The sequence below is a fragment of the Mycobacterium sp. D16Q13 genome, from assembly GCF_002013375.1.
GTDB lineage: Bacteria > Actinomycetota > Actinomycetes > Mycobacteriales > Mycobacteriaceae > Mycobacterium.
In genome coordinates this window covers 103580-117974 of record NZ_MAEW01000011.1, presented here as the reverse complement: position 1 = coordinate 117974, position 14395 = coordinate 103580, and the positions used below count along the sequence as shown (strand labels likewise).

The following is a 14395-nucleotide window of genomic DNA, read 5'->3' as shown; positions in this document are numbered from 1 at the left end:
ACCCGGCGCGGCTGGGAATTGGGCGCGGCCTGCATGCACGTGGGAAGCGAGCGACATGGCGGCCGAGGATGCGAGCCTGAGTGAGTTTAAGTGCCTTCGATCTACGCCTGTGGACTGACCTCGCTGATGGATTGTGGTCCGGGGCTCGGCTCATTTCTGAAGGTGGCCCGCTTCGGCGTGGGCAGTTTCTGCGGCCACCAGAACCAGGGCCCGAGGAGACTGGCTAACGGCATCACCAGCAATAGCCGGACGATCATCATGTCGAAGACCAGTCCGATGCAGATGGTCGCTCCGGCTTGGCCGATGTTGACCACGTCGCTGGAGAGCATCGCCAGCATGGTTCCGGCGAGCACGAACGCCGCAGTGACAGCGACGTTGCCGGAGCCGGTGATAGTTCGGATCAGGCCGGTGCGGATGCCGGCCGACAACTCTTCGCGGTATCGGGACAGCAGTAGCAGGTTGTAGTCGCAGCCCACGCCGACGAGCACGATGAAGGCGATGGGCAGTGTGAGCCAATGCAAGGTGATGCCGAACAGGGTCTCCCAGATGAAAGCCGCCAGCCCCAGCGAGCCCAGGAAGGACAGCACCACGGTGATCAACACGATCACCGAACCGGCCAGCGTTCGCGTGATGACCATGACGATCAGGAACACCAACCCGAAGGTGGCCAGCATCATCGTCAGGATGTCGTTCATGGAAAACGTTTGCACATCACGGAAATTTGAGGATGAGCCGGCCATGAGAAGCTGTACGTCCGATAGGGAGGTGCCCTTGATGGCTTCGTGGGCGGCGGCATCAGCGCGCTGGATCTGATCGATGCCCTCGGGGCTCATTGCTTCGCCCTGGTGGTAGATCATGATGCGGGTACCCCTACCGTCGGGCGTCATCATGAACTTCAACCCAGTCTGAAATTCCGTGGTTTTGAAGGAATCCGGGGGCAGGAAGAAGAAGTCGTCGTTCTTGGCGTTGTCGAACGCCTGCGCCATGTCGACCATCGGGCTGACCATCGGCTCAAGCTGGGTGATGGTCGCATGCATCAGGCTCTGCGTGGTCAGCGTCAGCCGCTGCATGACAGTCATGTTCTGCACCATGGCGTTGAGTTGGGCGATCATCTGCGGGGTGGCGGTGGAAATCTTGGTCAGACCATCGACCATCGGCCCTAGATACTGAGTCGTTTCGTCGATACTGTCGAGAGACTCGTTCAGCGAGCGCATGGCCCAGCAGATCGGGATGTCGAAGCAGTGCGGTTCCCAATACAGATAGTTGCGCACTGGCCGGAAGAAGTCATCGAAGTCGGCCATCTTGTCCCGCATCGTCTCCATTGCCTCTTTGAGCCCCTTGGCGGCCTCTGTGGAGATCTGCGCGCCTTCGGCTAATTGTCCTGTGAGGCTCGTCATCTTTTGGGTCGAGGCGATCATGTCGCCCATACGAGCGGCCATGGTGTCGATATCGGCGACCCGGTCTTTCATGAATCCGAGATTCTGGCCGATCATGGTGCCCATGGAACCCATGGAATAGGGCAGCGAGGCGTGTTCCAGCGGTCGGCCGTTGGGCCGGGTGATGCTCTGCACCATCGAAATGCCCGGTGTGCGGACGATATTCTTGGCAATCCGGTCCAGGCTGATCATGTCGGTGGTGTTGCGCATGTCGTGGTCGGCCTTGATGTACAGGGTGTCGATCGAGAGCTGGCTCGGCTGGAAATGCCGGTCGGCCGCTGCGTAACCCTGAGATGCTTCCACAGAAGTCGGTGCGTAGTCCCGATCGTTGTAGCTCACCGTGTAGTTAGCCAGGTTGGCGATGCACAGCGGAATCACCAGTGCCGCAACCGCAATCATGGCGGCGGGCCACTTGGCGGTGGCGGTGCCGAGCTTACGCCAGACGGGGCTGGCCTTGGCCGGCTCGCCTAGCCAGGGGATCTTGCTTCCCAGCGTCAACAGCGCCGGGCCCATCGTGAGGGCCGCCATGACCGACACGGCCATCGCCACGAAACACGGCGGCCCCAGGGTGCGGAAGTAGTCGAGCGTGGTCAGGCTCAGACACAGGCACGCACCCGAGATCGCTACTCCCGAGCCGATGACGACGTGGGTCACGTTGTGCACCGAGGTGTAGTACGCCGACTCGCGGTCCTCCCCGGCCCGCAAGGCCTCCTCGAAGCGGCCCAGGTAGAAGATGCCGTAGTCGGTGGCAACACCCAGGACCAGGGACACCGCCATATTCATCCCGAAGGACGAGATCCCGATGACGTGATTCTCAACCAGCAGCGAGATCACGCCACGCGCGGTAGCGAGCGTGATCAACACACCGAACAGCGGGATGATCGCCCGGGTAACGGAGCGGAAGGCGATCAGCAGCATGACGATGATCACCACGACGGTGACGATTTCCAGCGTGACCATGCTCTCGTCGGCGGCGGTCAGCATGTCCGAGGCCAAAGGCGCCGGACCGCTCACGTAGACCTTGAGTCCCTCGGGTTTCTCATTGTCGAGTTTCTCGATGATGCCCCGAATGGCCTTAATCGACCTGTTCGAGTCGGCATCAGCCAAATCGCCGGTCGGCCGGACCGTCAGCGTTGCCACCTGACCGTCCGCGCTCTGCTGACCCGAGCGGGTGACCGGATCGCCCCACATGTCCATCAGTGACTGCACATGCTCTTTGTCGTCCCGCAGCCGACGAACCATCTCGTCGTAATACTTTCGGTCCTGTTCGCCGAGCTGGCGGCCCTGCGCCTCAAGCACGACGACGGCAGCGCTGGTGTAGTCGGATTCCTTGAAGTCCTTCCCCTGAGTGATGGCCGCAACCGACGAGGGCGCGTCCCGCGGAATCATCGCTTTAGCGTTGGCCGAGGTGGTTTCTTCCAGGGAGGGCACAAAGATAGTCACGGCAGCGGCGGCAATGACCCAGAAAAGCACCACCGGAACCGCGAGCACACGAAGCCAGCGTGCGGCGGCTGGATGCTTGTGCGTTTCGTGCTTCACCGGCCGTTGAGTCGGCACCGGACCCGTGACCGCGTCATCACCCGGCGGCTGCTGGCCCGCGGTCATGCTGCCGTCACCGAGCACGCAACCGCGGCACCGACGTGGTTGACGACCTGTTCCTCACGCACTTCTCCGTTGACCCGTATGCGGCAACCCACAGTGTTGCCGTCGACCTGCGCCACCAGGCTCAGCGACACGGCCGACGACATCGTGGTCTCCGAAACCAACCACGGCAGTGAGGTCAGCACGACATTGACGGGTTCGCTATTGAGGTTGGCATAGGCCACCTTCCCGCTATTTCCGAGATCACCGAACACCTCGTAGGTGACATTCTTGGGATTGATCTGAACCACCGTGGCCGGGATCGGACGAGCAGTCGGAGGGTGGCTGATCGCCTGCGACTTCTCCCGAATCCGATTCACCCCGAAGCCCACCACCGCGATGACGATCAGCGCTACCAAGGGCATCCACAACGCGCCCGCCACTCGGCCGGCTCGGCCTTTTGCTTGTTTGCGTCGACTCATGATCGAGACCCTGTCGCTGGGGCGCGATGAATGACAATCATTGGATCCTCGTTTCGCTCGGCGCTTCATGGGGTTTCGCTGTACGCGGTGAGCCGGCTGGGGGAGCCAGTAATGGTGTCGTACTAACTAGTTCAGAAAGGTGTCGGGCTGTCTGCATTACAGTGCGATCCGGCCGAACCAGCGCCACTTTGGCGTGGCCGCGGCGCAGCCAACGGCCCAACTCGGATTGGCGTGGTTCGATAATGAGGTCGGCGCCGCACCGACCTAGCAGGGCTCGTTGATCGCAATCCACCGCTTCGCAGGTGACCACTGCGAATCCCATCCCGAGGACCGTGTCAAGTCGTTGGCCCTGGCTGAGAACAAGATTCGGAATCTGGGTGCCAGCTAGCTGCAGCGGGCGTCGGGGTTTGATCACTAGCGCAGACCGAGTCAGCGGCGGCGACCCCGAATGACGTATGCGTGATCGCACCCCCGGGACGTGACGTAGGCGGGGAACCAGCAGTTTGCAGATGGCAGCGCCCACTGCGCTACGAGTGGTCATGGCCATGCCGATGGCTACCGCAACGGCGATCGCTTTCCAGGCGTGAGGCTTTCGTTCTTTTTCATAGGTGTCCAGCACCCGCGCGGGCAACTGGCCGCCCAGCACCCCGGCTAATTTCCAGGCGAGGTTGGCCGCATCCCTCATTCCCGCTCCCATGCCCTGGCCGACAAATGGTGGGGTCAGGTGGGCGGCATCGCCCAGAATGAACACATTGCCGTTGCGCCAGTGATCGGCAACGCAGGCGCGGAAGTCGTACTCGGTGGCCCGAATCAATTCGAGTTCATTGGCCGTGACGTTGCCTATCCACGGGGCGAGCAGCGGCCGCAGCTTCACAGTGGTGTCAAAGTCTGCCGCCGTCTCATCGTGGTGAAGTTTGAATTCCCAACGGTAGCGGCGTTTTCCGATCCGCATGAACGTTGCCGGACGATCTGGATCGCACAAGTGGTGTACGCCGTCCCATTGGCGCAGGTCGGCGTCCGAGGACATGTCGACCACAAGCCACCGCTGGGCGAACGGCCATGCAGTCATGCTGGATCCGATGGCGGTGCGGACCACGCTGTTGGCGCCATCACAGCCCAAGACATAGGCAGCCATCACACGGTGCTCATCACCGCTATCGCGGTCGGTGAACCTCACCCACACCTGGCTGTTGCCAAGCTGTCTGACCGCAGTGACTTCGACACCGCTTCGCACTGTGACTTGCCGATACCGCGCCAGGTTGGCACGCAGCAGCTCTTCCAATTCGGGCTGATCGAACATATTGGCCTGCGGGTATCCATGGATACCGATCCGAACGCGGTCTATCTGGCTCAGCACCCGTCGATGGTGATCGAGCAGCCGCATACCCGCGCCGGGACAGGAGATGGCGGCGAACTGTTCGCCGACACCTAACTGCACCAAGATGCGGTAGATCTCGTCGTCGAGATGTACGGCCCGTGGCTGCGGATACACCGTGGGCCACCGATCAAGCAGCAGGCACGGTACGCCGTGCTGAGCTAACAGCGTGGCAGCAGTCAGGCCGGTCGGCCCAGCCCCCACGATGACAACCGGAAACGGCTGCTGTGCTGAGGTATTCACGACAGGTGCCGGATCTGATCGGAGCATGGCGTTCAGTGCTCCTCGATCAGACGCCATGTGATGGTGTACCGGTCCAGAATCGCCTCGACCATCGCGTGGCTGCTCCCCGCAGCGAGGTTGACGGTGACGACCGTTGCTCCGTCTTCGGTGTCGGCGGTCACGGCGTGTATGCCGTCGATGCCGGTCACGGCGTCGGTGACGGCGCGGCGGGCGGCATCGGCCCGTAGCGGCAGTTTGTACGGTTTGCCGATGGCGGTAATCGGGATGGTGTCGATCACGATGACCGCTTTGGGTGCGGCGGCCGCCTCGGCGACGTGGTCAGCGGCCCACTGCCGTAAGGACTCTGCGGTAGCGGTGGCGTGCTGTCGTACGGTCACGTAGGCGACCGGTACTTCGCCAGCATGTATATCGGGGCGGCCCACCGCAGCGGCGCCGATAACGTCGGGATGAGCGAGCAGGGCATCTTCGATCATTGCCGGGTCGATATTGTGCCCGCCGCGGATGATGAGGTCTTTGGCACGGCCGGACAGATGGACAAAATCGTCGTCATCGATCCAGGCCAGGTCGCCGGTGTCGAGCCAGCCGTCGACCAGTTTGCCGTCGCCGTCAAGTACGAAACCATCGGCGTTACGGCCCATGACGTACCCGGGGAACACGGTGGGCCCGTGGATGGCCAAGGTGCCAACGGAGCCGCGCGGCAGGTCATGCCACGCACCGTCATCGTCGATATGGACGGCTTTGATCTGTTGGTAAGGCAGTCTTTGGCCCGCCGCACCGGGCCGCGGATGATCGGGAAAGCTGCGGGCGCTTGCGCAGGTCGCTTCGGTCAGGCCGTATCCCTCAACGAGGGGAATCCCGGTGTGTGTCTGAAAGTCGTTGCGGACCGCGGCGGGCAATGCTGCGGCGCCCACCACGGCGAGCTTCATGTCGGAGATGTCCGCATCGACCGGGATGTGCGCGAGGACGGCGTACACCGTGGGGACGGCGCTCATCGCGGTTATCCGATAGCGCTCAACGATTTTCCAGAAGTTGCTGTACAGCGCCATGTCTCGGTAGCCCCGTGGTCCTGCCCACAGGACGTGTTGCCCACGCAGCAGCGGAGCCAGGGTGGTTACCACGAGTGCGTTGACATGGAATAGCGGCAACGCGGCGAACAGCCCGGCGGTCTCGTCAAGCACGGTGTTGGCCGCGATCATCCAGGCGTTGATGACTTCGTTGGCGTGGGTGTGGGCGGCCAGCTTGGGGGCGCCGGTGGTTCCGCCGGTGTGAAATAGTGCCGCCAGATCGTCGGGTTGTGGTGCAGCGCCATGGAATTGGTCGCTGTCGTAGTCGGCGGCCCGACCCATGAGGTAGTCCACTTTTGCGCCTGGCAGGAAATGCGCACGTGTGGCCGCGGGGGTGCCTGTCGCGGTGGTAAGGAGGACGGTGTCGATGAGACCATCCGCGACGAGGCCTTCGGCGATGGTCCACGCGGTGGCATCGAGATCAGGGTCGGCGGTGATCAGGACGCGGGCGCCGGAGCGGCGGATGAGTTCACCAATGTGGTCGGGTGAGAGTGCACCGTTGATCGGGGCTGCGATCCCAGCCAGCTGTGCCGCCAGTGTCGCGGTGATCAGGTCGGCGCAGTTCGGTGCGATCAGAGCGACGGTATCGGTGCGCTGAACACCGATGTCGCGCAAGAGGTTTGCCACTTGGTGGACATCATGTAGCAGGTGCCCAAAGGTGCGGCGGGCAGGCTGCTGCCAACGTTCACCATCAGGCAGTACGCTGACCGCCATCCGGTCGGGCCAGATCTGCCCGGCACGGGCGAGCAGCGCGTAGGTAGAAGCGGGCAGGCCGCGATGGGACAAAGGTATCGATTCGATGATGCGAAGATCATCCGGGCGGGCATAGTTGGGCCACAACTGGTTCGGGCTCATGCGTAGCGCACCGTGTTAGTCTGCGTGCCCAGCTTGATGCTGCCATCGTCGAGAGCCGCGGTTGCTTCGATGACGTCTCCGTCATGCAGGTACCTCGGGTTGCCGGCTTGACGTTTGAAGAAGGCCTTCCATTTCACCGCGGGCGGCAACAGGGACGCGATGATCTGGATCGGCTTGGGCGGTGCGCTCAGTGCGGTACCCACCGGCGTCCCGGTCAGTAGGAGATCGCCGGCGCTGAGGTCCTGGAAGCGGGTCAGTGCTTGCAGAGCCTGCCGTGGCGTGTAGATCATGTCATCACCAACAAGCATGTTCTGGCGCAGTTGGCCATTGACGCGCAGCTGCAGGCGAAGATCGCCGAAGCGCTTGAGTTCAGAGGCGGTCAACAAGACCAAGGCCGGGCCGACCGGGGTGAAGGTCGGGTACGACTTAGCTTCGTAGAACTGGGTTTGGGACAGCTGAATGTCGCGGGCGGACACATCGTTGGTGACCACCAGCCCGCCCACGTAGCGGGCGAGGTCATCCTCGTCAATGCGGGTGCCTACCGGGATGTCGGTCCCGATGACCAGACCGATTTCGACTTCGTAGTCCAGCAGCTTGACGTGGCCGGGTTTGACGATGTTGGCGAAGGGGCCGGTGATCGATGCCGAGGATTTGCGGAAGAAGGTCAACGGGATCGTGTCCGGGTCCATGCCGGAGTCTTTGACGTGCGAGGCGAAGTTGGTCATCTGGGCCACGACCCGGCACGGCGCGGTAACCGGTGAGATCAGTGCGAGGGTGTCGACCGGCACCGTCTCGGTGTCGTTCGTCGCGGCCTCGATGGCGGCACGGTCGGTCAGCAGGCCGCCGGTGGTGGTGGCGTCGGTGACTATCTTTGCTGCCCCGTTTGGGGTGTGCACCCACCAGGCGTCAGCGGTGCGCAGAACGGAAATGGTCATGACTTGGCCGCTTTCAGTAAGCCGATGAGGCGGTGGACGTCGAATTCGTTATTGCTACGCACAGCGGTCAGCAGTTCGAGTACGTCGCGCCGCATGTGGCGGGCACTGGTGCCGAGGAAATCGGCCGTGGCGGGCGGCCCCCACTGCGCCAGGCCCGAGGCGCCGAACTGGGCCCATCCGGGTTCGAGGGTGTTGTCGAACATGTCGCCGTCGGTGAAATGTTCGACCATGAACCCGTCGGGGTCACGCCAGTAGTCGAAGATCTGGCTGCCCTGGACGTGCCGCCCGATACCCCAGGAACGTTGGTAGCCGCGCTCTTTGAGGTATTCGCCGCCGGCGGCGAGGGCGTCGAGATCGCTGACCTGGTAGGCCGAGTGCACATAGCGGTTGGCTGGCCCCAGCGCCAACGCGAGGGTGTGATGGTCGCTCGGGATCGAGCCGCGGTCACAGCGTATAAAGCTCATGATCGGGCCTCGGTCGCGCTGGCCGGGGAAGTGCAGGAAGTCGCTGACGATCATGCCGAGGGTGTCGAGGTACCAATTCAGTGCCGCACGGTATTTCGTGCTTTGCAGAACGACGTGACCCAGACGTTGGACCGTGGAGGGTACTCGCGGCGGCCGCTGCGTCACATTGATCCGCTCAAGGCGGTCGCCAACGTTGAGGAGGTGGGGTACCTGCCTCGGCAGCGGGCGCACCGGCCGTGTCGTGGCCACGACACGGACCGGGATGCCGCTGGGATCGGTCAATTGCACGCCCAGGCCGCCCATCGATTCCGGTAGCGGCGTCACCCGGGAGCCGGTCGCGTTGGCCAGGCGCACCAGGTCGGCGTCGTCGCCGGCGGCGAATGCCATTCCGCGGAAGCGGGTTTGCGTGCCGCGCCGGATGAGTACGCAGGGAGCGTTGCGATCGCTGCCACGCAAGTGCAATTCGGTGTCAGTGCGCATCGCGGTGGCCAAGCCGAACGCGTGAGCAAAAGCTTCAGCACGGGCCAGATCAGGTTTGTCGAATTCCAGCCAAGCGACGTCGGTGACCTTGATCAGTGGGTTACGCGATCGGCCCGGATGCTCACCGCTGCGGGCGCCCTCAGAGCTGTGCAGGTCGGCGTGTGCACCGGCGGTGCTGCTGCTCACGGGGACCCGGTCAGACATCGGGTCGCCGGCTACTGCCGATTCTGAGCTCATTGCCGAGCCTTTCCATCCGCCACCGTGGGCCACGCCTCAACAACAACGTAACTGATTGAACAGTATTGTTCAATTCAGGTCAAGACTGTCCTTACGTCTAGCGCAGTTGACGCCGCCAGGCGTCGCGCCAACCAGTCCTCATCTATGGCACTGGCCAGCAGAAATAACGAAGCGTATTCAGCCCGTGGAACACATCTGTTCACCCGGTCAGGGATCTGTGCAATCTGCGCTGGTAGAGTTCGTCATTGAACGGCGGTGTAAACCCGCACGGCGGTGAGGAGCGGCTCAATGACGACGACCGACGACCGCATCTACACGGCTGCCATGCGGCTCTTCGTCGAGAAGGGCACCACGCAGATCACCATCAGCGAGCTCGCGCAAGAGGCTAACCTGGCACGCGGCACCCTGTACCGGAACCTGGGCTCGATCGACGGCCTGTTTGACCGTGTAGTCGGCGCCATCAGTACGGATCTGCATCAGCGAGTGGCGGCGACGTTCGCCGGGATCGACGATTCGGCGACACGACTGGCCATCGGGGTACGCATGTGGGTGCGGTACGCGCACGAGAACCCCCTGATGGGCCGGTTCGCCGTCAAGTTCGGCCTCAGCCAGCAAACCTTACGCACGTGGATGACCGGCCAGCCGCAGCGTGACATCGATTCCGGCATCGCTTCAGGCCGCTATTCACTGGGCGATCTCACCGTTGACAGCGTGGCATCACTGGTCCAGGGGGCCACGATCAGCTCAATGTGGATGGTGCTGGAAGGCCACCAGACGTGGCGCGAAGCCGGGTCAGCGGCGGCCGAACTTGTGTTACGCGCCTTAGGGATTACCCCGGATGAAGCCCGCGACATCGCGGCAATGCCCTTACCCGCGATGCCATCTCACGTCTTGACGACGACTTAACAGACTTCCGAGTCGGCTTTGACTGCATCGAGATCTGCTGCCGTCGTGACCGTCGAATACACCTACTCGCGAACTGTAGATAACGTGTGCCAGTTTGTTCGACGTACCCGTTCGGAAGCACACGCGGACTTCCGATTTCAGGTCCGAGGCGTTGGTTTCGGGGATACCCTGCTCCGGTGAAGCTGGGGATTGGCGGGGGTGCTTCCGGCTTCCGGGGTGGTATTTCGACTCGGGGTGTCGGGGTAGGGGTGGCGCCGCGGACGGTCACGTGGTGGGGGAGGCGGCGGCGTTGCTGTCTGGGTGATCGCCATTGGTTTGGTCTTGTTCGTGGCGTTGTGGCCCTACCTGCTCGGTACCTTTATCGCGGGTACTAGGTGCGAATGCGCTCTCACTGGTCGCCAGCCGATCCGGTGAGGTTGCCACTGGACTTGAACTTCTGTCTTGGGGTCAACGTTGGCTGAGACTCGGGACTAGTCGGCCGGGGCGGGGCCGTGCCGAATCCGGCGACAAGGGGCATGGCAGCAATGTCACTGCAGGACAGCACATATCACGAGAAGCGTCAAGTTCGACGAACGCACTCTGAGCGTCGGATGTCAGCGACCTTGGGTGTCATTGGTGGAGGGCTCGGCTATGAGCGCTCGTCTTCGGTGGAAGAGTCGTGGTCCTTGGCGAGGTGGTGCAGTATTCGCTCGTGGAGGGCGGCAAGCATGTCGAGTTCAGCGGGGGTCATCAGCTCGATGAAGTTCCGGCGGACGTCCTCCACGTGCCCAGGCGCCGCCTTCTCGACGGCGGCGCGGCCGGCCGATAACAAGCAGACCATGGTGCTGCGAGCGTCGTCGGGATTGGGTTCACGGGTGATCAGACCGTCGGTATGCATGCGCCGAACCTGGTGGGAGACACGGCTTTTCTCCCAGCCTAGTGCGTTTCCCAAGTCGCGAGCGGGCATGCGACCTTCGTCGAGAGCCGAGAGTAACGCCAGGACCTGGTAGTCGGCACCGGACAGGCCTGATTCCTGCAAGCGTCGGGATAGGTGGACCTCGAGTCCGTGATGCGCGTCGACGAAAGCGCGCCAGGCGCGGGCTTCACGAGCATTCAGCCAGTTCGGTTCCATCAGTCTCCACCCTCGTCATTTTGTTGACAAGTCTACCAATTTCATTATGGTTGAGGTGTCAACCTGATTGCCGGGGAGTCTGGACGAGATGCGTCACGAGCAGCATCGGCATCACGACCAGCACCCCGGCCGGTCGGGCATTCGCCGCCGACAACGCAGTCGCGCACCGCCACTCTCGCGTCACATCAGGCCAGTCTTCCTACGGCACAAGAAGAACACCCACTCCATCAATCTCAGAAGGGCAGTCACATGCGCGTTTTAGTCACTGGCGGAACCGGCCACGCCGGCTCGCACATCATCCCCGAGCTGATTGCCGCCGGGCACGAGGTCACCGGCCTGGCCCGGTCGGAGGCATCCGCGGCGGCCCTGTCCGCGCTCGGCGCGACGGTGCGTCGCGGCGACCTCGAGGACCTTGACGGGCTCAAGGAGGCGGCCGCGGACGCCGAGGGCGTCATCCACGTTGCGCACAGGCAAGACCTGCTTCCATACGGCGGGATAGACGCCGTGGCTGCCGCGGAGCTACCGATCATGCTTGCCTACGGCGAGGCCCTGGAAGGGACCGGAAAGCCGCTGGTCGCAGCGGGCAGCATCGGCTCGCCTGGAAACCTGGGCCGACCGGCCGCCGAGGAAGACCCGGCCCTTCCCGCCAGGGCGGGGGACAAGGGCACGCTGCGTGTTCGTAACGTCGTGGAACGCGCCGTAGTCGGCCTTGCCGAGCGGGGAGTGCGGTCTTCGATCGTGCGGCTTCCGCTCATCGCGCACAGCACGACCGATAGTGTCGGCTTTCTCCCGGGGCTCATCGCGCTCGCGAAGGAGAAGGGTGTCGCCGGCTACCCCGGAGACGGCATGAATGCGTGGAACGCCGTACACATCCGCGATGCAGCTTCGTTGTTCCGCTTGGCGTTGGAGAAGGGTCCGGCCGGTAGATATTGGCACGCGGTTCAGGATGGGGGCATCCCGTTCCGCGAGATCGCCGAGGCCATCGGCAGCCGTCTGGGCCTGCCCGCCGTGAGCGTTCCTGTGGATGTCCTAATGCTGCCGGGATACTTCGGCATGTTCACGAATCTGGTCACGCTGGACCTTCCGGCCTCCAGTCTGATCACGCGTCAGACCTTGGGCTGGGCACCTACTCAGCCCGCACTGATGGCTGATCTGGACAACGGTCACTACTTCGCCGCCAGCTGACGGCCTCGGCGCGCCAACCGAATTCCCCACCCTAGGAGGAGTAACCATGACCACGTTCGCCTTGCACCGTGCCACCTTGGAATCCTTCGTCGACTGCATCCACGGCGGTGTAGACGAGAACACCCTCACCCTTCTGCTCGCCGAGAACGTGGTGCTGTATGGCCCGTTTGGCGATGAGCCAGTCAGCGGACGCGAGGCCGTCGTGGAGGCCATCAAGACCGTCAACAAACGGTCGTCCGACGACACCTACATGGAGGTCCTCAGCGGTGAGACCCCCCACGCCGCGCACTTCCGGCTGCAGGTCGGAGACGCCACGGTCAACGGCATCTTCTTCGTCCTGCTCGACGCAGACGGCAAGATCGCCGAGGTGAGCATCTTCTACCGAACTCTGCCGGCCGGCGTTGCGCTGCAACGCAATCTCGCCGCCGCAATCGGCATGCTGCCCTGGGAATTACGCACGTACGAGGAGTGATGCCTCACCCCGGAGCGCCCGGCCAGGATTCCGGTAGTCGGCCCAGGACGGGTCCTGGACGTACGTGCGCGCCAAAGGCGATGCCGGGCGTGCGAGCAGGCTCACCGGGACTTTGTGTCCGGAGGGCTCGCCCGGTTCGCTTCCGTCCACCGCGACCTTCCCGGATTGGTTGACATGGCCACCAATTCGCATATGGTGGAGTAGTCAACCTTTTGTCCAGTAGGAAAGACAGGCACCTCATGAGCAGCATCAGCATCATCGGCACCGGCAACATGGCCCACGCCATCGGCGCGCTGGCGGTAGCGGGAGGCAGCACCGTCGAGGTCATCGGCCGGGACCGGTCCAAGGCGGCTGACCTAGCCGCGACTCTCGGCTGCAGCACCACGACGGGAGAGTTCGGCGCCGCCCCGGCCGGGGACATTGTGATCGTGGCCCTGAGGTATGCCGATGTCGTGCCGGTCGTCACCCAATATGGAAACGCGTTGGCAGACAAGGTCATCGTTGACATCAGCAACCCCTTCAATGCCAAGGCCGACGGGCTCGCTATCCCCGCTGACACCTCGATCGCCCAGGAAATAGCCAAGGCGGCTCCGGCCGGCGCCCGTGTGGTGAAGGCCTTCAACACCGTCTTCGGTCACGCCCTGGAGAAGGGTCGGACGTTGGATGTGTTCATGGCAGGCGACGATGCGCAGGCCAAGGCGCGCGTGTCGGAGTTCATCGCCAGTCTCGGGCTGCGCCCGTTGGACGTCGGCGGCTTAACTATGGCGCACTGGCTGGAGGGAACGGGGCTGGTTCTTATGGGCCTCGCCCGTTATGGACTGGACAACTTTGACGTAGCCCTCGGCGCCACCGAATTCTCGGGCTGAGCCGCCTTGCACGCCAGTCCGAGCGGTCAAAGAACGAGGTGCCGCTGCGCACCCGCGATTGCTGATGGATCACTCGATTGCGCTGCTCGAATGCGTGGGTTAGCAGAAATATGAGTTCGGGGCTAGTGCTAACACGTACACGACCACCGCGAGAGTCATGGCAGGCACAGCGGAAACCGGATGCATGTGTTACTCACGAGCAACTCAACGGGCTTCGTGCACTTGTGGCGATCGATGCATGCGGACTGAGTATCTCCCGCATCATTAGAGATAAGCCGTTCGGCTCCCGGCCAGATTCGGCCTCAGTTCGCTGCGTTGAATGCGTCAATAACCTCAGAGGGAATGCGGCCACGCAATGACACCGAATGTCCATTCTTGCTGGCCCACTTGCGGATGGCTGCACTCTGCGCGCGGTCGATGCTTGGTCGCTTCCGGCCTGAACCCAGGCTGGGACGGCCGCGGCGACGACCGTTGACACGACGAGCATGCTCAACCCAAATAGACAGCTGGTTGCGGAGCTTCTCGGCATTCTTTGACGAAAGATCTATTTCGTAAGTGATTCCGTCGATACCGAATTCAACGGATTCGTCGGCAGCTACCTCGCCATCGACATCATCAACGAGCGTTACAGTGACCTTTTTGGCCATTCCGGACGTCCTTCTGAAGGAGAGTTACTTACCAGTAACAGCATGCCAGATGCGAC

At 62.9% G+C, this 14395-nt stretch carries 12 protein-coding genes; 4 read left to right on the top strand and 8 right to left on the bottom strand.

The features are described 5' to 3' along the window. Window positions 1-101: 101 nt before the first annotated feature. Genes B4400_RS13570 through B4400_RS13545 form a run of 6 tightly spaced genes read right to left on the bottom strand, consistent with a single transcriptional unit; the run spans window position 102 to window position 9119 of the window. A complete protein-coding gene (locus tag B4400_RS13570) occupies window positions 102-3041 on the bottom strand; it encodes an MMPL/RND family transporter (RefSeq protein WP_078310891.1) in 2940 nt (979 codons plus the stop codon). Next, window positions 3038-3499: an MmpS family transport accessory protein gene (locus B4400_RS13565; RefSeq protein WP_078310834.1), complete on the bottom strand. Its 462-nt coding sequence runs from the start codon at window positions 3497-3499 to the stop codon at window positions 3038-3040. Before B4400_RS13565 ends, B4400_RS13570 begins: the two co-directional genes overlap by 4 nt. 37 nt (window positions 3500-3536) lie before the next feature. Then, complete coding sequence (mhpA, locus tag B4400_RS13560) at window positions 3537-5117, bottom strand: bifunctional 3-(3-hydroxy-phenyl)propionate/3-hydroxycinnamic acid hydroxylase MhpA (RefSeq protein WP_078310890.1); 1581 nt, start codon at window positions 5115-5117, stop codon at window positions 3537-3539. Window positions 5118-5149: 32 nt separating this feature from the next. Then, entirely contained in the window at window positions 5150-7036 is a 1887-nt protein-coding gene (locus B4400_RS13555; protein WP_078310833.1) for an acyl-CoA synthetase, read from the bottom strand. Continuing rightward, window positions 7033-7971 carry a fumarylacetoacetate hydrolase family protein gene (locus tag B4400_RS13550; protein ID WP_078310832.1) on the bottom strand — a complete coding sequence of 313 codons (939 nt, stop codon included), beginning with the start codon at window positions 7969-7971 and terminating at the stop codon, window positions 7033-7035. Before B4400_RS13550 ends, B4400_RS13555 begins: the two co-directional genes overlap by 4 nt. Then, window positions 7968-9119: a VOC family protein gene (locus B4400_RS13545; protein ID WP_139361410.1), complete on the bottom strand. Its 1152-nt coding sequence runs from the start codon at window positions 9117-9119 to the stop codon at window positions 7968-7970. The genes B4400_RS13550 and B4400_RS13545 overlap by 4 nt, the downstream gene beginning before the upstream one ends. 321 nt (window positions 9120-9440) lie before the next feature. Between B4400_RS13545 and B4400_RS13540 the strand changes: the two genes are divergently transcribed. After that, window positions 9441-10058, top strand: a complete 618-nt coding sequence (locus B4400_RS13540; RefSeq protein ID WP_078310830.1) for a TetR/AcrR family transcriptional regulator — start codon at window positions 9441-9443, stop codon at window positions 10056-10058. Between the two features lie 628 nt (window positions 10059-10686). On the opposite strand, the gene B4400_RS13535 is transcribed toward B4400_RS13540, so the two are convergent. Next, on the bottom strand, window positions 10687-11169 hold the full coding sequence (locus tag B4400_RS13535; RefSeq protein WP_078310829.1) for a MarR family winged helix-turn-helix transcriptional regulator: 483 nt from the start codon (window positions 11167-11169) through the stop codon (window positions 10687-10689). 249 nt (window positions 11170-11418) lie between these two features. Between B4400_RS13535 and B4400_RS13530 the strand changes: the two genes are divergently transcribed. The 3 genes from B4400_RS13530 to B4400_RS13520 all read left to right on the top strand — a co-directional run bounded on the left by B4400_RS13530 (window position 11419) and on the right by B4400_RS13520 (window position 13692). Next, window positions 11419-12354, top strand: coding sequence for an SDR family oxidoreductase (locus B4400_RS13530; RefSeq protein WP_078310828.1), 936 nt, complete (start codon window positions 11419-11421; stop codon window positions 12352-12354). A gap of 46 nt (window positions 12355-12400) precedes the next feature. Then, complete coding sequence (locus B4400_RS13525; RefSeq protein ID WP_078310827.1) at window positions 12401-12826, top strand: nuclear transport factor 2 family protein; 426 nt, start codon at window positions 12401-12403, stop codon at window positions 12824-12826. 239 nt (window positions 12827-13065) lie between these two features. Next, window positions 13066-13692, top strand: a complete 627-nt coding sequence (locus B4400_RS13520) for an NADPH-dependent F420 reductase (protein WP_078310826.1) — start codon at window positions 13066-13068, stop codon at window positions 13690-13692. A gap of 302 nt (window positions 13693-13994) precedes the next feature. On the opposite strand, the gene B4400_RS13515 is transcribed toward B4400_RS13520, so the two are convergent. Beyond that, complete coding sequence (locus B4400_RS13515; RefSeq protein ID WP_078310825.1) at window positions 13995-14339, bottom strand: histone-like nucleoid-structuring protein Lsr2; 345 nt, start codon at window positions 14337-14339, stop codon at window positions 13995-13997. Window positions 14340-14395 lie beyond the last annotated feature (56 nt).

Coding starts and splice junctions, on each gene's coding strand:
- B4400_RS13530 (WP_078310828.1), top strand. CDS start 11,419: ATGCGCGTTTTAGTCACTGGCGGAACCGGCCACGCCGGCTCGCACATC.
- B4400_RS13540 (WP_078310830.1), top strand. CDS start 9,441: ATGACGACGACCGACGACCGCATCTACACGGCTGCCATGCGGCTCTTC.
- B4400_RS13570 (WP_078310891.1), bottom strand. CDS start 3,041: ATGACCGCGGGCCAGCAGCCGCCGGGTGATGACGCGGTCACGGGTCCG.
- B4400_RS13555 (WP_078310833.1), bottom strand. CDS start 7,036: ATGAGCCCGAACCAGTTGTGGCCCAACTATGCCCGCCCGGATGATCTT.
- B4400_RS13550 (WP_078310832.1), bottom strand. CDS start 7,971: ATGACCATTTCCGTTCTGCGCACCGCTGACGCCTGGTGGGTGCACACC.
- B4400_RS13535 (WP_078310829.1), bottom strand. CDS start 11,169: ATGGAACCGAACTGGCTGAATGCTCGTGAAGCCCGCGCCTGGCGCGCT.
- B4400_RS13515 (WP_078310825.1), bottom strand. CDS start 14,339: ATGGCCAAAAAGGTCACTGTAACGCTCGTTGATGATGTCGATGGCGAG.
- B4400_RS13565 (WP_078310834.1), bottom strand. CDS start 3,499: ATGAGTCGACGCAAACAAGCAAAAGGCCGAGCCGGCCGAGTGGCGGGC.
- B4400_RS13520 (WP_078310826.1), top strand. CDS start 13,066: ATGAGCAGCATCAGCATCATCGGCACCGGCAACATGGCCCACGCCATC.
- B4400_RS13525 (WP_078310827.1), top strand. CDS start 12,401: ATGACCACGTTCGCCTTGCACCGTGCCACCTTGGAATCCTTCGTCGAC.
- B4400_RS13545 (WP_139361410.1), bottom strand. CDS start 9,119: ATGTCTGACCGGGTCCCCGTGAGCAGCAGCACCGCCGGTGCACACGCC.